The sequence below is a fragment of the Segatella maculosa OT 289 genome (genome assembly GCF_000243015.1).
Taxonomy (GTDB): Bacteria; Bacteroidota; Bacteroidia; order Bacteroidales; family Bacteroidaceae; genus Prevotella; species Prevotella maculosa.
The window spans coordinates 1-17,776 of sequence record NZ_JH594509.1 but is presented as its reverse complement, the minus strand read 5'-3'; the positions used below and the strand labels follow the sequence as shown (position 1 = coordinate 17,776).

General features: G+C 50.3%; 20 protein-coding genes. All 20 read left to right on the top strand.

Translation table 11 applies throughout. The annotated features are described in order from the left end of the window. Positions 1-15: 15 nt before the first annotated feature. Entirely contained in the window at positions 16-1,209 is a 1,194-nt protein-coding gene (locus HMPREF9944_RS10505; protein ID WP_008566240.1) for an EpsG family protein, read from the top strand. Continuing rightward, positions 1,172-2,248, top strand: a complete 1,077-nt coding sequence (locus HMPREF9944_RS10500) for an acyltransferase (RefSeq protein ID WP_044113659.1) — start codon at positions 1,172-1,174, stop codon at positions 2,246-2,248. Before HMPREF9944_RS10505 ends, HMPREF9944_RS10500 begins: the two co-directional genes overlap by 38 nt. A gap of 277 nt (positions 2,249-2,525) precedes the next feature. Next, a complete protein-coding gene (locus tag HMPREF9944_RS10490) occupies positions 2,526-3,959 on the top strand; it encodes an MBOAT family O-acyltransferase (RefSeq protein ID WP_008566238.1) in 1,434 nt (477 codons plus the stop codon). Positions 3,960-3,969: 10 nt separating this feature from the next. Next, entirely contained in the window at positions 3,970-4,938 is a 969-nt protein-coding gene (locus HMPREF9944_RS10485; RefSeq protein ID WP_008566237.1) for a hypothetical protein, read from the top strand. After that, positions 4,935-6,056, top strand: coding sequence for a glycosyltransferase (locus HMPREF9944_RS10480; protein WP_008566236.1), 1,122 nt, complete (start codon positions 4,935-4,937; stop codon positions 6,054-6,056). The genes HMPREF9944_RS10485 and HMPREF9944_RS10480 overlap by 4 nt, the downstream gene beginning before the upstream one ends. A gap of 16 nt (positions 6,057-6,072) precedes the next feature. Next, positions 6,073-7,035: an ATP-grasp domain-containing protein gene (locus tag HMPREF9944_RS10475; protein ID WP_008566235.1), complete on the top strand. Its 963-nt coding sequence runs from the start codon at positions 6,073-6,075 to the stop codon at positions 7,033-7,035. Beyond that, positions 7,004-7,669, top strand: coding sequence for an HAD family hydrolase (locus HMPREF9944_RS10470; protein ID WP_008566234.1), 666 nt, complete (start codon positions 7,004-7,006; stop codon positions 7,667-7,669). Before HMPREF9944_RS10475 ends, HMPREF9944_RS10470 begins: the two co-directional genes overlap by 32 nt. Next, positions 7,651-8,754: a glycosyltransferase family 4 protein gene (locus HMPREF9944_RS10465; protein WP_008566233.1), complete on the top strand. Its 1,104-nt coding sequence runs from the start codon at positions 7,651-7,653 to the stop codon at positions 8,752-8,754. The genes HMPREF9944_RS10470 and HMPREF9944_RS10465 overlap by 19 nt, the downstream gene beginning before the upstream one ends. A gap of 3 nt (positions 8,755-8,757) precedes the next feature. Further along, entirely contained in the window at positions 8,758-9,369 is a 612-nt protein-coding gene (locus HMPREF9944_RS10460; protein WP_008566231.1) for a sugar transferase, read from the top strand. A gap of 18 nt (positions 9,370-9,387) precedes the next feature. Then, positions 9,388-10,161, top strand: a complete 774-nt coding sequence (locus HMPREF9944_RS10455; protein ID WP_008566229.1) for a glycosyltransferase family 2 protein — start codon at positions 9,388-9,390, stop codon at positions 10,159-10,161. Then, on the top strand, positions 10,158-10,601 hold the full coding sequence (locus HMPREF9944_RS10450; RefSeq protein WP_008566228.1) for a DUF6078 family protein: 444 nt from the start codon (positions 10,158-10,160) through the stop codon (positions 10,599-10,601). The genes HMPREF9944_RS10455 and HMPREF9944_RS10450 overlap by 4 nt, the downstream gene beginning before the upstream one ends. 333 nt (positions 10,602-10,934) lie before the next feature. Continuing rightward, entirely contained in the window at positions 10,935-11,657 is a 723-nt protein-coding gene (gene fabG / locus HMPREF9944_RS10445; RefSeq protein WP_008566227.1) for a 3-oxoacyl-ACP reductase FabG, read from the top strand. A 58-nt stretch (positions 11,658-11,715) separates the two neighbouring features. After that, the gene (locus tag HMPREF9944_RS10440; protein ID WP_008566226.1) at positions 11,716-12,957 is read left to right on the top strand and encodes a beta-ketoacyl-[acyl-carrier-protein] synthase family protein; all 1,242 of its coding nucleotides are present in this window, start codon (positions 11,716-11,718) and stop codon (positions 12,955-12,957) included. After that, on the top strand, positions 12,944-14,032 hold the full coding sequence (locus tag HMPREF9944_RS10435; RefSeq protein WP_044113670.1) for a methyltransferase: 1,089 nt from the start codon (positions 12,944-12,946) through the stop codon (positions 14,030-14,032). The genes HMPREF9944_RS10440 and HMPREF9944_RS10435 overlap by 14 nt, the downstream gene beginning before the upstream one ends. 63 nt (positions 14,033-14,095) lie before the next feature. Then, on the top strand, positions 14,096-14,341 hold the full coding sequence (locus HMPREF9944_RS10430; protein WP_008566224.1) for an acyl carrier protein: 246 nt from the start codon (positions 14,096-14,098) through the stop codon (positions 14,339-14,341). A gap of 17 nt (positions 14,342-14,358) precedes the next feature. Continuing rightward, entirely contained in the window at positions 14,359-15,249 is an 891-nt protein-coding gene (locus HMPREF9944_RS10425; protein ID WP_008566223.1) for an LpxL/LpxP family acyltransferase, read from the top strand. Continuing rightward, positions 15,239-15,676, top strand: coding sequence for a pseudouridylate synthase (locus tag HMPREF9944_RS10420; RefSeq protein WP_008566221.1), 438 nt, complete (start codon positions 15,239-15,241; stop codon positions 15,674-15,676). The genes HMPREF9944_RS10425 and HMPREF9944_RS10420 overlap by 11 nt, the downstream gene beginning before the upstream one ends. Beyond that, positions 15,673-16,107: an acyl-CoA thioesterase gene (locus tag HMPREF9944_RS10415; RefSeq protein ID WP_008566220.1), complete on the top strand. Its 435-nt coding sequence runs from the start codon at positions 15,673-15,675 to the stop codon at positions 16,105-16,107. The genes HMPREF9944_RS10420 and HMPREF9944_RS10415 overlap by 4 nt, the downstream gene beginning before the upstream one ends. Further along, positions 16,088-17,218 (top strand): beta-ketoacyl synthase N-terminal-like domain-containing protein, encoded by a 1,131-nt coding sequence (locus HMPREF9944_RS10410; RefSeq protein WP_008566219.1) that lies wholly within the window; start codon positions 16,088-16,090, stop codon positions 17,216-17,218. Before HMPREF9944_RS10415 ends, HMPREF9944_RS10410 begins: the two co-directional genes overlap by 20 nt. Further along, a complete protein-coding gene (locus HMPREF9944_RS13140; RefSeq protein ID WP_008566218.1) occupies positions 17,215-17,775 on the top strand; it encodes a hypothetical protein in 561 nt (186 codons plus the stop codon). Before HMPREF9944_RS10410 ends, HMPREF9944_RS13140 begins: the two co-directional genes overlap by 4 nt. Position 17,776: the final 1 nt, after the last annotated feature.

The window sequence follows — 17,776 nt, the reverse complement described above, 5'->3', positions numbered from 1 at the left end:
GATTTGAAGTAGGATATGTTTTTATATATATTCGTTTTTACTATACTCGTTGGCATCTATCTACTCACGGCCCGCATCGGGGGCTGTAGCGATAAGTGGTTCTTTGCTATCGTCATGTGCGTGGCCTTGTTTGTGGGGCTTTCGGACATGCTTGGCGGATATGACCGTTATATCTATGCAGAGTTTTTTGACCAAGTGGCTGATGTCAGTATGACTGTTTCACCGGATTATTTGCACGAGTGTGGGATTTTCCGACAGTGGCCCGGTGAAAAGGGGTTCGGATGGTTGAATGTCTTAATTTCTTTTCTCACGAATAACCGATATATTTTTATTCTGATTCTCACGGTAATTATTTACGTTCTGTTGTATATCTCTATTCGTCAATATGCAAAAAACAATATATTGGCTCTCATTGTCTTTATGGGAATCATGTTCTTCTTTACATTCACTTATCTTAGACAGATGTTGGGAATCAGCATAGCGTGGTTGGGCATTAGATATATCTACGACAGGAGTTTCTGGAAGTTTGCATTGATCATATTGATAGCTTTTTCCATGCACAATTCTGCCTTGGTTTTATTCCCCATCTACTTTATCCCACCCAAAAGATATACGATTAATTCCGTGCTGGTCATTCTTTCCGTATGTCTGTTTTTGGGGATTTTAGGTGTTTCCTCTTTCCTTTATGATTCATATGGCGATGCGTTCGACACCGAACGTATCGATATTTTGACCGGTAGTGACGGAGGTATTCGCTTCGGCTATTTCGTAGAGGCTGCCTTTTTTGCTTATATTATTCTTCAGAATTACGAGGTGGTGCCTGATACCAAAAAAGACAATGTATTGTTAAACGTAAGTTTGCTCTTCTGCGCTATCTTGTTACTGTTCATTCGCTCTGAAAATGGAGGCCGCTTGAGTTGGTATTATGCGATAGGTGTAGTTGCAACGTTAAGCAATATAGCTGTTTACACGTCTCAGACAGGACAAGGTTTTACCATGCGTATGAATACTTTTATGAGCTATCATGCCTTTCTTATCTTGTTGAGCTTCTTCCTTTATTTCCGTATCCTTCGTGGATGGGGTGAAGGCGGCTATCAGATTCTGTATCCTTATAAGACATTTCTAACCAATGGGCATCGGGTTCCGGACAGAACCTTTGATGAATATGAATATGATTACAAGTACGACAGGGACAAACTCTATAGATAATGGCGGGGCTAAGCCACAGCGTCGTCTATCGAATATAGAACTATTACGAATCACCGCCATGGTGATGGTGATGCTGTATCATGTTTTCCCGGGTACCATAGGCTTCAGTTATGAGCGAATTCACGACTATCCCGTTGACAGTGTCATCGGTTTTGGGATCGAATCCTTGTCGGTTGTCTGCGTAGACGTCTTTGTTTTCATCTCAGGTTGGTTTGGTATACGGGTGAACACGCGGAAATTGCTGGAGCTTTGCTTTCAAACGCTATTCTTTGCGGTCCTTGTTTATGCGGTATTGCTGGCGATTGCCCCCGAGAAATATCTTCATTGGGATGCCGCTTCGACTTTGTTGTGCCTGCATGCAGATGATTATTGGTTTGTCAAGGCCTATATAGGGCTGATGATTTTTGCTCCCGTGCTCAATACTTTTCTTGAGCATACCACCGAAAAGTCGTTGCGTTGGGTGTTGATTGCATTCTATTGCTTCCAGACGTTGTATGGTTGGCTCAGCATCAATGGCGTTTCATGGATTGCCGGCGGTTATTCGTGTTTTTCGTTTATCGGTTTTTATCTGCTGGCCCATTATGTTCGGCATTTCATGCCTATCATACAGCATACGAATAAATATGTTTGGTTGGCTTTATATCTGTTGATTGCCTTTGGACAAATGCTTCTTGCCTCACTATTGACATGGTGGAACATTCCCGTTGCCGGTCGTTTGTTCACCTATACCAACCCTTTGGTCATCTTGCAGACCGTGGCATTGTTCCTATTCTTCCGTCAGTTGAAGTTTGAAAGTAATTTGATAAACCATATCGCCAAGGGCAGTTTGGCGGTCTATCTGCTGCATGTACACCCTTTGGTCTTGCATGATTATTACGGAAGATGGGTATTTGATTTGTATCAGTCGGAACATCGTTTGACTTTTACAGCCGCTTTCGTTACGCTGATGATAGGTATCTTTGCCCTTGCTGTCTTGTTGGATGGGATAAGAAGACGACTTTCAAGTCTTCTCATAGGCCGCTTTGCATCCAAGACATAAGTTGGGACTGTCGCTTTATGATTGCTTGCTCAAGATACAATTCTCAATATGGAAAACAATCCCGCCTTTCTTGGCGCGCAATATGGCCCATATTGGCGTACAAAATGCCCCATATTGCGAGGTAAAATGGCTGATGTTACACGGTAAAAAGACTGATATTGTAACACATTGGCAATCAGTTCGGTATTCGGAGAAGACAACATTGTGTCATCATCTTGTTTCGGCCGTGAATGATATGAGCCACGTAGAAGAAGAAAATATTTGTTTAGTTTAAGAGATGCAGTTCGAATCTTTATTGTTTTTGGTGTGTCTCGTAGGGCTTTGCGCCCTGTTTTGGAGCTTTCCCTCAAGGTGGCAGACGCTACGGAAGGTCATATTGTTGGTGGCAAGCTATGGTTTCTATGGCTTGCTCGATTGGCGTTTCCCTGTGTTTCTGTTGTTGGCCACGGTCAGTGCATACGTATGTGGGGCGTATCTCTTGAAGTTCGAGGAAGAACGCCCGCGACGTGGCAAACCGATTGTGATAGGTTATGTGGCAGTGTGCATCGTTCTTCTCTTCATTTTCAAGTATCTGACATTCTTTGCCGGCAGTTTTGCCTCTGTGTTCGGGCAACAGGGGCCTACATTTCGGTTGTTGCTGCCGATTGGACTCAGCTTCTATCTTTTCATGTCGGTCAGTTATGTGATTGATTGTTATAGGAAAACGATCACGAAAACGCCGACATTGCTCGACTTTTCGGTCTATGTCGGTTTCTTTCCCCATTTGGTGGCAGGACCGATAGACCGCGCCCGGAACTTCATACCACAGTTGTCATCTATCGGTATCTTCGACTCAGGCCTCTTCACAGAGGGCTTACGGCAGATGCTCTACGGCTATTTCAAGAAATTAGTGATAGCCGACAACCTGAATGTCATTGTAGGAGCAGTGTGGAGTAGCTACGATCAGCAGAATTCGCTTGTTATATTGGTGGGTGCGATAGCCTATTCGATACAGATTTATACGGATTTTTCGGGCTATTCTGACATTGCTATCGGTACGGGTAAGCTTTTTGGTATTCGCATGATGCGCAACTTTAGCTTCCCATATTTCAGCCGTACGGTGTCAGAGTTCTGGCGAGGCTGGCATATCTCGCTGACATCGTGGTTCACGGAGTACTTGTATATCCCTTTGGGAGGCAACCGTAAGGGCACACGTCGCACGATTTTCAACACGCTTATTGTCTTTACGCTCTGCGGACTTTGGCACGGAGCCAACTGGACTTTCGTTGTTTGGGGCTTTCTGTGCGGCGTATTGTTCATTCCGTTGTTGCTGAATGCTGGTAGTAAAGCCCGTTGGAAGAGTACTCCTTTACAGTTGAATGCCGTCAATATAGGCCACATGTTGTTGGTATTTGGCGGAATTACGCTTTGTTGGATATTCTTTCGTTCCGATTCTCTTGCCCAAGCTTTCGACATTCTGCGCTGTCTTGTGGTCAATGTGGGCCGTCCTGTCAGCTTCGGCTTCGTATCCATTACGATGGCCCCTGTGTTTTTCCTGCTTCTCTTGATGTTTGTCTGCATGGAATGGGCCGGGCATAGCCGTGACTTTGGCCTGCTTTTCGTGCAAGGAAAGCCCAGATTGTATCGTTGGTCGGTATATGTCGTGTTGTTGTTTGCCATTTTCTTTTATTTTCATTCGGGCGATGGACAGTTTATCTATCAGAACTTTTAGGGCTTAGGCAATGAAAACACTCTTCGGCAACATACTTTCATTCGCGGTATTCTTCTCATGTGCCTTTGGATTGTTGGTTTGGTTGAATGCTTCTTTCTTGGCAACCGACCACTACAACAATGAATTTACGGTGAAAGGGAACTTAATCCGACAGACACCTTCGCCCAAGGTGGTGTTCATCGGAGGGAGCAATGTCGCTTTCGGTATCGACTCTCAGACGATTTCCGACAGCATCGGACTGCCCGTCATCAATGCCGGGCTGCTTGCCGGCATGGGATTGCGTTACACGATGGACCGTTATGAAAGCTATTTCAAGTGTGGAGATGTTTTGATATTGATGCCGGAATATGACCATTTCTATGGTGATGTGACCTATGGGAACCCCGAAACGGCCGGCTACTTGCCTTATTTGTCTGATTTTGCTCCCTCTTTGTTGAACCTCAAGCAGTGGAATGTTGTCGTGACAGGCTTTTTCAAGACCACTTTACAAATTAGTGTGAAAGGCCTTTATTATAAGTTGTTGCATTCATTTCGCAAGGAAGGTAACGTGTTTGAATACAAGATGAGTGGCTTTAATAGGTTAGGTGATGAGGTTTCCCACCGTTCGTTGCCCCCGAACATCAACAATACGGGTGCTTATACGGTGTCGGGAAAGTTCAACGCAGGCTATGCCCGGCATCTGTTCAATCAGGTTCGCCGCTTACAGCATCATGGCGTGCAGGTGATATGGCTACCGCCTGTTACGAGTAGGGCGAATGTTACGCTCAACCGCAAGCAGATTACGTTGATTATTGAGCGAATGAAGACCGCCGGTTTCACCTATGCGGCGCGCCCCGATAGCCTTGCTTATCCCGATAGTCTGCTGTATAATACGGTGTATCATTTGAACAAGCAGGGAGTTGAGGTAAACACGCAACGTGTGGTACGTATATTGCGGCATTGTTTGGGTGTAAACAGGAAAAGGATAGCGAATAAATGAAGATATTACAAGTCATAACGTCTTTGGAACAGGGTGGGGCAGAGGTTATTGTCGTTAATCTTGCGAACAGACTCCGCCGAATGGGCCACGAGGTTGATGTCTGTGTGTTCAATGGCAAGGAGACTCCTTTGATGAAGCAGTTGCGAAGTAATGTCCTGGAGGCGAAGATTTATAAGTTGGGAACGGGATATTATCAGCCATGCTATGTTTTCAAGTTGGCGAAACTGATGCGTAGGTATGATATTGTCCATACGCATAACTCCTCTCCTCAGCTCTTTGTGGCCATAGCTGGTTTGACAAACCATGTGAAACTCGTGACAACGGAGCATAACACTTCTAACCGTAAGCGTCAATGGAAATGGTATCGCTTCATTGAAAGTTGGATGTATCGTCGCTACGACCATATTATTTGTATCAGTAAGGTTGCAGAAGACAAACTAAGGGAATACATGGGAGGGGATTGGCTCAATCAAAAGACGGCAGTGTATCATCGCATGACGACCATCAATAATGGAGTTGATGTGGAAACAATCCATCAGGCACGACCTGCTTCTGACTTGATTGAGCTGAAACAAGGGCGAAAGGCAATCTTGATGGTGGCTGCTTTTCGCAAGCAGAAAGACCAAGACACATTGGTCAAAGCCATGACTTTGTTAGATAAAAGTAAGTTTGAGGTTTGGTTTGCCGGTACGGGAGAGCGACTCGATAGTGTCAGGCAGTTGGCCGTTTCGTTGAGCGTAGAAAAGAATATCCGCTTTTTAGGCCTGCGGACAGATGTTCCTCAAGTGCTCAAGGCAGCAGATATGATTGTGATGTCCTCTCATTGGGAAGGTTTAAGTCTTAGCAATGTTGAAGGTATGAGTGCAGGCAGACCTTTCATCGCCAGCAATGTGAATGGACTAAAAGAGGTGACTGAAGGCTACGGTATCCTATTTCCCCATGAAGACGCCGGAGCTTTAGCAAGAGAAATCATGCACTTGGAGCAGGAAGCTACGTATTCCGATCAGATAGCCCGGCGTTGCTATGAACGGGCCTTAGCATTTGACATCAATAAAATGATGAATGCGTATGAGAAGGTCTATCAAAACAGTTTTGACAGTAAACAACCCACAACATAAAACGCACTAAATGAGAATGAATAATATACTAATTACTTCTGCCGGCCAGCGTGTTACATTGGTGGAAATCTTTAAGAACACGCTAAAGGAGTTACGTTTGGACGGTAAGGTTTATACAACAGATATGAATCCTCGGCTCTCTCCAGCGGGATATGTCTCGGAAAAGTGTTTTAAAGTGTGTCGTTGTACGGCTCCCGAATATATAGATACTTTGTTGGAGATTTGTGAAAAGAACGGAATAAGGATAGTTATTCCGACGATAGATACCGAACTGATGGTGTTGGCAAGGAATAAAAGGCGTTTCAAAGAGGCCGGAATAGATGTTATTGTCTCTGATGAAGCCTTTATAAAGGCTTGTCGTGACAAGCGCAACACAATGGAACTGTTTGACAAGATGAATATTGCCTATCCGAAGCCCATAGATAAGTTTCACCCTGTTTTCCCCTTGTTTGCCAAGCCTTACGATGGTTCGCTGAGTACAAACCTGCACGTTATCCGTTCACAAGAGGAAATGACGGAAGAGATTATGAACGACCCGAAGCTGTTGTTCATGCAATATGTGGACCCGAAAGTATACAAAGAGTTCACCGTAGACCTTTATTATGGTAAGGATTATCGGTTGAAGTGCATCGTTCCGCGTGAGCGGATCAAGATCCGTGCTGGCGAAATCAACAAAGGAATTACGCGCAAGAATGCGATAGTACCTTATTTATATGAAAGAATGGCTACGATTCCCGGGGCTATCGGCACGATGTGCATTCAATTGTTTTACCGAGAAGCAGACGGCGAAGTCTTGGGTATCGAAATCAATCCGCGGTTCGGAGGTGGTTATCCTTTGACCTATTATGCCAAAGCCAATTATGCTGAATACATCATTCGCGAGTATTTGTTGGGTGAAACGATTGCTTATTCGGAAGATTGGATTGATAAAACCTTGATGTTGAGGTATGACAAAGATGTCATTGTCTACGAAAAATAAGGTCATTGTCTTTGATTTGGATGACACGCTTTACAAAGAGATTGACTTTGTAAAGTCGGGATTTCATGCGATTGCCTCTGCAATAGGAATAGAAGGGGCGCAAGACGAGTTGCTGAACTGGCTGCAGCACGGAGAGAATGCCTTTGAAAAGCTGACGGCAAAATATTCTATTGGTTACAGCATATCCGAACTCTTGCAGATTTATCGCAGTCACATTCCGGACATATACTTGGACAACGATGCCGAAGAATGCCTGAATACACTGAAGGAAAAGGCTCGTCTCGGCCTGATTACTGATGGAAGAACGCTGACACAATGGAACAAAATCCAAGCCTTGGGACTGACCGCTTTCATACAGCAGGAAGATATTCTTGTTTCCGAAGCATTCGGTTACGGTAAGCCTGCTCCGCAAGTATACAGGTTCTTTGAAGTAAAATATCCTAATTGTGCGTATTATTACATTGGCGACAACGTTACAAAAGACTTCGTTACGGCCAACGAAAGAGGCTGGACGACCGTTTGCCTGCTTGATGACGGGCGGAATATCCATCGACAGGACATGGACGTCGCTAAAGAATTCCAACCTCGATACCGTGTGCAAAAGCTATCTCAAGTATGCAGCATCATAAACTAAAGATTATCAGGTTGACCACGGTCGATATTTCTTTGCTCAATCTTTTGAAAGGGCAGTTGCAATATCTGAACCAAATCTTCGAAGTGGTCGGTGTCGCTTCTGATACGGGTGTACTGGAAGAGGTTAGCCGGCGCGAAGGTATTCGCACGATAAACGTTCCCATGCAGCGCGAGATAGCACTGCGCGACGATGTGAAATCCTTGTGTGCGCTATACCGTTTGTTCCGCAAAGAGCGTCCCGATATCCTGCACGCTAATACCCCGAAAGGCAGCTTACTGGCGATGATTGCCGGCAAACTGGCCGGTGTTCCTCACCGTATCTATACCGTTACCGGCTTGCGCTATCAGGGAGCGTCCGGTCTGTTGCGCTTTGTCTTGAAAACCATGGAGCGTATCACCTGTCTGTGTGCCACGAAAGTTATTCCCGAAGGCAATGGCGTTCTACATTGCCTGCAGGCAGACCATATCACAGGCAAACCGTTACGCGTTATCCATAACGGGAACATCAACGGAATAGACACTGACTTCTTTAAGACGGCGACACACACACCACACGACGCTTACACCTTTGTCTTCATCGGCCGCATCGTGCGCGACAAGGGCATTCGCGAACTCGTCTCTGCCATGAGGCGACTTCCCGACGCACGCTTGTTGCTCGTGGGTTCCTTTGAAGACGGCGACCCGGTGGATGAGGCCGATAAAGAATTCCTGATACATTCAGCGCAGGTGGAGTTCGTCGGCTGGCAACAAGACGTGCGCCCCTATCTGTCGCAAGCCGACTGTTTGGTCTTCCCAAGCTATCGCGAGGGCTTTCCCAACGTCCCCATGCAGGCCGGAAGCATGGAACTGCCGAGCATCGTGACTGATATCAACGGTTGCAACGAAATCATCGAGGACGGATTAAACGGTAAGATAATCCGGCCACGTGATGCCGAAGCCCTCTATCATACGATGAAGTGGATGCTGGAGCACCCCGACGAAGGTCGCCGCATGGGCCTCAATGCCCGCGAGCGCATTAGGGCGAAGTTCGAGCAGCGCGATGTGTGGCGCGAGTTGGCGAAGATGTATCAATCATTAAACAAATAAACTATGCTCTATCGTGGTTTCATCAAACGCCTGTTGGATATCATCATATCTTTTATGGCACTCCTATGCCTGAGCCCCTTCCTGCTTTTGGTCAGCCTCCTGCTCTATGTCGCGAACAAGCGGGCTGGCGTGTTCTTCCTGCAGGAGCGGCCGGGGAAGGACGGAAAGATATTCCGAGTCGTCAAGTTCAAGACGATGACCGATGCGAGAGACGCCGACGGCAACCTGTTGCCCGATGAAAAACGCCTCACTCCCGTGGGGCGTTTCGTTCGTTCCTCCTCCATTGACGAGCTCCTACAGTTCGTCAACGTGCTCAAGGGCGACATGAGTCTCATCGGCCCCCGCCCTCTGCTCGTGCGCTATCTGCCGCTTTATTCCCCCGAACAGGCCCGCCGTCACGAAGTGCGCCCCGGTATATCGGGCTGGGCGCAGTGCCACGGCCGCAATGCACTCACATGGCGTGAGAAGTTCGCCTACGACGTGTGGTATGTCGACCATGTCTCGTTCCTGACAGACTGCAAAGTCGTCTGGCTGACGCTCCGCAGCGTGTTGAAGCGCGAGGGCATCTCCCACGAAGGATCTGCCACGATGGAAGCTTTCGACGGCACAAACTAAAATAACAACCTTGTCACTATGTTGATAACAATCCTGACGCCCACTTTCAACAGGGCGCGCTTCCTCCCTCAAATCTATCGGAGCCTCTGCCGGCAACACTGTCGCGACTTCGAGTGGCTGGTGATAGACGACGGCTCGACGGACGACACGGAAGCCACATGCACAGCCCTACCCGTAGCCGACTTCCCCATTCGCTACATCAGAAAGGAGAACGGCGGAAAGCACACGGCAATCAACGCAGGCGTGAAGGTCGCGCACGGGGAACTGACGCTGATACTCGACTCCGACGACGAACTCCCCGCCGACGCCTTAGCCATCATTGCCAACCAATGGAACGATACCACGAACAGGGAAGAGCTGGGCGGCCTTTGCGGCTATATGGCCCATCGCGACGGCAGCGTGATCGGCAGGCCCCGCATAGAAGCGCGGTGCACGTCTATCGACCTGCGCTACAGATACGGCGTGACGGGCGACATGTGCGAAATCTACAAGACCTCGGTCCTGCGCGAGTTTCCGTTCCCCGAATACCCCGGCGAGCGGTTCGTGCCCGAAGCGCTGGTGTGGAGCCGCATCGCCCGCAAGTACAAGCTCAAGGTGTTCGGCCAAGTCGTCTATCTGCGCGACTATCTGGACGGCGGCCTCACCTCGAAGATCGTCGAAATCAGGCACAACAGTCCCAAGGCCACCTGCCGGTGCTACCTCGAAATGATGCAACTCGACATTCCATTCAAGTATAAATTAAAGGCATTGCTGAATTATATCCGCTTCAAACAACGTATCATCAAAATATGACAACCGACACGTTTCCTTTCGATTTCAAATCCTTCCCGCCTACATGGGCGTTCTGTTTCAACGACGCCTGCCCGATGCACGACACCTGCATGCGGCATTTCGCCGGCCGTCACATACCGACCGACAGGGCGGAAGGCCCCGCCGTCTACCCCGCAGCCTTGCAAAAAGGCAAGTGCAGGCTGTTCGTGGAAAAGCGCATCATACGCTCGGCGTGGGGCTTCAGCAAACTCTTCCTCGACGTGAAACGCGTGGACGACACGCCGATACGCCGCGAAATACAAGAATATCTCGGCAGTCGGACAACTTACTACCGCTACATGAACGGCGTACTCACGCTCACGCCCGAGCAGCAAAATGATATCTTCGACATCTTCCGTGCCTATGGTTACACCGCGAAACGGGACTTCGACGGCTATATCGACCGTTATGCGTACGAGTGAAGTTGTGTTCCAAGAAAGTTCCATGCTTTGGAACACACAGTTCCAGTATATGGAACGCACAGTTTCAGTATATGGAACTCACAGTTCCAATAGGAGGAACGCTCGGTTCCAGACCGAGAAACACACCGTCCCGGTATTTGGGAATGTATAGGCTGTTGCGATGTGGGGCGTTGTCCCGTATCTATCGGACGAAAGGAAGTGCCGTTTTGGTCGCCCTTTTCTGCGATTTCCTTGGCCGTGATGAATAAATGTCGTACTTTTGCAACGCAAATGGCTGTGCACCGGAAATGGGATGTGCATGGCACGAAGAGTTATATAAAAATCGAGTAAACAATGGAATATGCACTTGTAACAGGTGGCTCACGTGGCATCGGACGGGCCGTCGCCCTGCGGTTGGCCGCACGGGGATATACGGTTGTCATCAACTACAAATCGAACGAAGAGGCTGCGCGCGAGACGCTGCAGGCCATTGAGTCGGCGGGCGGACGGGCCGAGCTGTTGCCGTTCGACGTCGCGCGTCCCGAGGCCATCGAGGCAGCTCTGGCCGACTGGGTGACGCGGCATCCCGAGGATTATATCTCGGTTTTGGTGAACAATGCAGGTGTGCGGCGCGACAACCTGATGGTGTTCATGCAGAACGAGGAGTGGCATGAGGTGACGGACACGACACTGAACGGCTTCTTCTATGTGACGCGGCGGCTGCTGAAGGACATGCTGACGCGGCGGCACGGACGCATCGTCAACATCACGTCGTTGTCGGGGCTTCGCGGCATGGCCGGCCAGACGAACTATTCGGCAGCCCGGGCGGCGCTGATCGGGGCTACGAAGGCGCTGGCCAAGGAGGTGGCGGCGCGCAAGGTGACGGTGAACGCGGTGGCCCCGGGGTTTATCCTGACGGACATGACGGCCGACCTTGACGGGCAGCAGATAAAGACGCTGATTCCGGCCGGCCGCTTCGGTAGGCCCGAGGAGGTGGCTGCGGTGGTTGACTTTCTCGTCGGCGACGAGGCCGCGTATGTAACGGGGCAAGTGATCGAAGTAGACGGGGGCATGTGAAGACAGCCTCCCCGGCCCCTCAAAGGAGGGGAGATGGAGTTAATAATACTTTATGATGATGAATAGCAGAAGAGTGGTTGTGACGGGCATGGGCATATGGTCGTGCCTGGGAACGGACAAGGAGCAGGTGACGGAGGCCCTGAGGTCGGGGCGTTCGGGCATCGGCATGGAGAAAGAGCGGCTGGAGTATGGCTATCAGAGCGGACTGACGGGCGTCGTTGAACGGCCCCGGCTCAAAGGATTGCTGCACCGGCGGTATCGCGTGGGGCTGCCCGAGGAGGCGGAGTATGCCTATATGGCGTCGCTCGAGGCGTTCGGGCAGGCCCATATCGATGAGGATTACCTGCGGACGCACGAGGTGGGCATCATCTTCGGTAACGACTCTTCGGCACGTCCCGTGATCGAGGCCGCCAATATCATGGCCGAGAAGCACGACACGCAGCTCTTGGGTTCGGGATATATCTTTCAGGCGATGAACTCGACGGTAAACATGAACCTCAGTAGCATCTTCGGGCTGCGCGGTGTGAACTTCAGTGTGAGTGCGGCGTGCGCTAGCGGCAGTCATTCCATTGGACTGGGCTGCATGATGATAAGACAGGGTCTGCAGGACTGTGTGCTCTGCGGCGGTGCGCAGGAAGTGAATTTCTACAGCATGGCGACGTTCGATGCGCTCGGGGCCTTCTCCAAGCGCATGGAGGAGCCGCAGAAGGCCTCTCGCCCGTTCGACCGTGACCGCGACGGCCTCGTGCCAAGTGGTGGTGCGGCTGCCTTGGTGCTCGAAGACTATGAGCATGCCGTGAAGCGCGGGGCGACGATATTGGCCGAGGTGTGCGGTTATGGCTTTTCTTCCAACGGCGGGGGCATCTCGCAGCCTTCCGACGACGGCAGCGTGACGGCCATGACACGTGCCCTGCAAGATGCCGGCATCGCGGCCGACGACGTGGACTACGTCAATGCCCATGCCACCGGTACGCATCAGGGCGACATGTTCGAGGCCATTGCGCTCGACCGCATGTTCCGCGGTCGGCATGCACTCATCTCTTCGACCAAGGGCATGACGGGGCACGAGTGCTGGATGGCGGGTGCGAGCGAGGCGGTATATTCCATTCTGATGATGCAGCATCATTTCGTGGCGCCCAACATCAACTTTGAGCATGCTGATGAATATAGCGCGCCTTTGAACCTCGCCACGCGGACGATAGAGACCGACGTGGATATCGTGCTCTCCAATTCCTTCGGCTTCGGGGGAACGAACTCGGCATTGGTATTGAAACGAACGAACGATGATGCACTTGTCTGAACCTTTACGGCAGTACGCCGACGAACAGTGCTCGGCACGTGAGGCACAGCGGCAGGCGGAGTTCATAGCCTTCGGCCCGATTGTCTTTCAGGTGTCGCGCCTGATGGTGAAGTGGGGGATACTTGAGCTTCTGCGTGACGAGGCCCTCACCTCCGATGAGATTGCGCAGCGCGTGGGCATCTCTCCTTATGCGGCCAAGTGCCTGTTGGAGGCCTCGCTGACGATAGGGAGCGTGCTCGTGGAGCCGGAGACCGGACGGTACAGCATTTCGAAGACGGGCTGGTTCCTGCTGAACGACCCGGCCACACGCGTGAACCTTGATTTCAATCACGACGTGAACTATTTGGGTATGTACGACCTTGAGGCGGCATTGAGAGAGGGTCGCCCTGCCGGTCTGAGGCGATTGGGCGACTGGCCGACGGTCTATGAAGGCTTGTCCCGACTGCCTGAAGACGCCCGTCGCAGTTGGTTTGCCTTTGACCATTTCTACAGTGACAGTTCGTTCGACGATGCTTTGCTGCTCGTCTTCGCGAACCGTCCGCGCACGCTGATGGATGTCGGCGGAAACACAGGACGTTGGGCCATGCAGTGCGTGGCGCATGACAAGGAGGTAGAGGTAACGATTGTTGACTTGCCGCAACAGTTGGAGCTGATGCGTCAGCAGACTTCGGGCAAGGAAGGGGCCGACCGTATTCGTGGTCATGCAGCCAATCTGCTTGACGAAGCCTGTCTGTTGCCCGCCGACCGACATTGGGACGCTATCTGGATGAGTCAGTTTCTGGATTGCTTCAGTGAGGAGCAAATAACGAGTATACTGCGTCGGGCTGCGCGTGTGATGGACAATGACAGTCGACTTTACATCATGGAGACCCTCTGGGACCGCCAGCGCTTCGAGCCGGCTGCGTTCTGCCTGACACAGGTCAGCCTTTATTTCACGGCTATTGCCAACGGAAACAGTAAGATGTATCACTCTGACGACCTGATAGCCTTGATTGAGAAGGCTGGCTTGGAGGTGGAGGAAATCGTCGATGGCCTGGGGCAGGGACATAGTATTATAAAGGTGAAGAGGAGTTGACGAGTAAACGGATAGACGCCTTGACAGGTTGTTTGATAAATAATGACATATAATTATAAGAAAATGGAAAGAACAGAAATTGAAGAGAAAGTAAGGGAGTTCTTGATAGACGACCTTGAAGTGGAAGAGGAAAAGATTGCTCCGGAGGCGTTGTTGAAGGACGACCTCGGAATAGACAGTCTTGACTTCGTGGATATCGTCGTTATTGTAGAGAAGAAGTTCGGCTTCAAGATCAAGCCCGAGGAAATGGCAGGCGTGAAGACACTCAAGGACTTCTGCGACTATATAGAGACGAAGGTAAACGCTTAGTTGTCACGGTAGAGACAATGACGGAAGGACAGAAGTGGAAAGGAACGACATGGGGTGCACGTTGGATGCATCATAGTCTGGTGGGGCTTATGCGATATCTCCCGTTGCCGGGTGCATATCTCTTTGCCGCAGTCTTCGTTATTCCTTTCTGCATGCTGTTCTCCCATCAAGGGTATTTGGCGCAGTATCATTTCTTCCGACGGATAAGAAAGGAACGCTGGCCGACTGCCTTTTGGCACACTTACGTGAACCATTGCCGGTTTGCGCAGATTATCCTCGACCGCTTCTATGTCTATGCAGGAGGGCGGTTTGAGTTTGATATTTCCAATCAGCAGGTCTATCAGCAGCTTGCCGAAGGCGATGGCGGCTTTGTGGTCTTGAGTGCCCATGTCGGTAACTATGAGGTGGCAGGCTATGCGCTACAAGCACGCGACAAGCGTTTTAATACATTGGTGTATGGCAAAGAAGCCGAGACGGTGATGGCTAATCGGGAAAGGATTTTCGAAGTAAACAATCTCCACATGATTGTGGTGCGTGAGGATATGGGCCATCTCTTTGAGATGAACAACGTTCTTGCCGATGGCGAAAGTCTCAGCATACCTGCCGATAGGATATTCGGAAGCAATAGGCATTATGATTTGTCTTTCCTTGGTCACAAGGCAGCCTTTCCCATGGGACCTTTCGTTTTGGCTACCCAACATGAGGTTCCCGTACTGACCATTCATGTGATGAAGACTTCGGTCAAGCATTACCGCATCTACATCAAACGGTTGGAGGGTGGCGAAGGGAGTGTCAGAGAGCGTGCCCGAAACCTTGCCTTGCAGTATGCAGAACAGTTAGAAGAGGTAGTGATGCAATATCCCACCCAATGGTTCAACTACTTTGAATTTTGGAAAGATGAAGCTTGAAACGATAGATATTCACGAACTGCTGCCACAGCGTGAGCCTTTTATCATGGTGGACAGACTGACCTTCTTCGATGAGCAGCGCACATCGACCCGTTTCGTCGTTCGGGCAGACAACTTGTTTGTGGAAGACGGCGTGATGGACGCTTGTGCTTTGGCAGAGGACATGGCTCAGACGTGTGCAGCCCGCTTGGGTTATGTCAATAAGTATATCCTTAAGCGTGAAATTCAGGTTGGGTTCATCGGAGCGGTCAAGAACATGGTAGTAACTGCTTGCCCACGGGTGGGAGACGTGCTTGAGACCACAATAGAAGTGATAGAACAGGTATTGGACCTGACGCTTGTCAAGGCAACGGTGTGCAGTGGGAGTCAGACGCTGGCAACAGCAGAGATGAAGATTGCACTGGCTAATGAAATAGAGGAAGCATGAAAGAACTGAGAGTATCCAAACTATTTGATATCCGTTTCAGTGAGGTTGATTCCATGCAATTTGTTTGGCATGGTTCTTATTCACTTTATTTCGAAGATGCCCGTGAGGCTTTCGGCAAGCAATTCGACCTTGGCTACATGACGATTTTCAATAACGGTTGTTATGCCCCATTGGTTGATTTGAGTTTCCATTATAACAAGCCGATGCGTTATGGAACTCAACCACGTATAGACATTATCTACCGTCCGACAGAAGCAGCCAAAATCGTTTTCGACTATGAGATTCATGACGCTGTCTCAGATGAACTATTGGTTACGGGGCACAGCGTGCAGGTGTTCTTGGACAGAGACTATCAGTTGATGTGGGAGAGCCCCGCTTTCTACGAAGCATGGAAGCAAAAGTGGTTGGCCGATGATAAAGATAATTGCTGATAACATCTATTCGCCGTTAGGCTCGGGAACGGCCGAGAACTACGATGCCGTGCTTCAAGGGCGCAGTCGCTTGCGACTCCATGAAGGAAAGTGGGGATTGCCCGAAGCTTTCATGGCCTCGCTGTTCGAGGAAGGCGAGATTGAAGGCCGGTTCGCTTCGGCCTATCCGCAGGCCGAGGACTGCAGCCGTTTCGAACAGATGATGTTGCTATCGGCCACACAAGCTGTTGCCGAAAGCGGTATCGACGCTTCGTCCCCTCGCACACTCTTGGTGCTGTCCACGACAAAGGGGAATGTCTCATTACTTGAAAATAACAGCTGTGCCGTTACGGATTCTGCAACTCATTTAAGCATAGCTGCTGAGAGAATAGCACGTTTCTTCGGTAATCCCAATCAGCCATTAGTTGTGTCCAACGCCTGTATATCCGGTGTTTGTGCAATAATTGTAGCCCAACGTAATCTGCAAAGCGGAGCCTATGATAACGCAGTCGTGATAGGGGGCGACGAGCAGAGTGCATTTATCGTGAGTGGTTTCCAGTCGTTTAAGGCACTTTCGTCGGTTCCCTGTAGACCTTTCAGCGTCAATCGGCATGGGTTGAATTTAGGAGAAGCTGCTGCCACGGTCGTCATGGCGCGCGACACAGCTCGGGAAGGCTGGACCTTGCAGGCCGGAGCCATCAGGAATGACGCCTATCATCTCTCGAGTCCGTCGCGACAGGCCGAGGGAAGCTACCGGGCCTTGCGGGCTGTGATGAAAGGTTTTGATGCCGAAGCGTTGGCTGTCATCAACACGCATGGCACAGCTACGCTCTATAACGACGAGATGGAGAGTGTGGCCATTCAGCGTGCAGGTCTTGATGCTGTTCCTGTCAATGGTTACAAAGGAATCTATGGCCATACGATGGGAGCTGCCGGTGTGCTTGAAACCATCTTGACGATGCACGCGCTCGACAAGGGGACGCTTTTGCCCACGCGCGGCTTTGATGAGCTGGGAGTGTCATGCAAACTGGTTGTTGTCACGGCGCCCACGCCCACGCGCAAGCACGCTTTCATCAAGATGATGTCGGGTTTTGGAGGCTGCAATGCTGCAATATTGATGAACAAACGATGATGAAAAGGTTACACACGGTGCATATCACCCACAATCAAGTCGTGATAGACGGAGTGGAACGGCGAGTTAAAAGTTGTGGCAAAGCACTGCTGACAGAACTCTACAACGATGAAGTCGGTGACTATCCCCGCTTCTTTAAGATGGATATGCTCTGCCGACTGGGCTTCGTGACCACGGAACTGCTGCTCAAGGCCGAGGGAAAGCCACGCTTCGAGGAAGGTGACGACCGTGCCGTGGTGCTGTTCAGTTGTTCGGGCTCTTGTCTGTCCGACATGCTCTTCGAAGAGACAATCCGCCACCGCGAGGCCTGTTTCCCCAGTCCTACAGCTTTTGTCTACACATTGCCGAATATCGTCACGGGCGAAATCGCCATGCGCAACCGCTATCACGGCGAGACCAACCTGATGCTGTTGACTCGGCGCAACGACGAACTGATGGAGCGGCAGATTGAGGGTGTGCTTGCCGACGGTGCTTGCCGAAGCGTGATTACGGGCTGGATTGATGCGGAAAACGAGGATAGATTTGAGGTGGAAGTGTGGATTGCAAAAGGAACCTGAG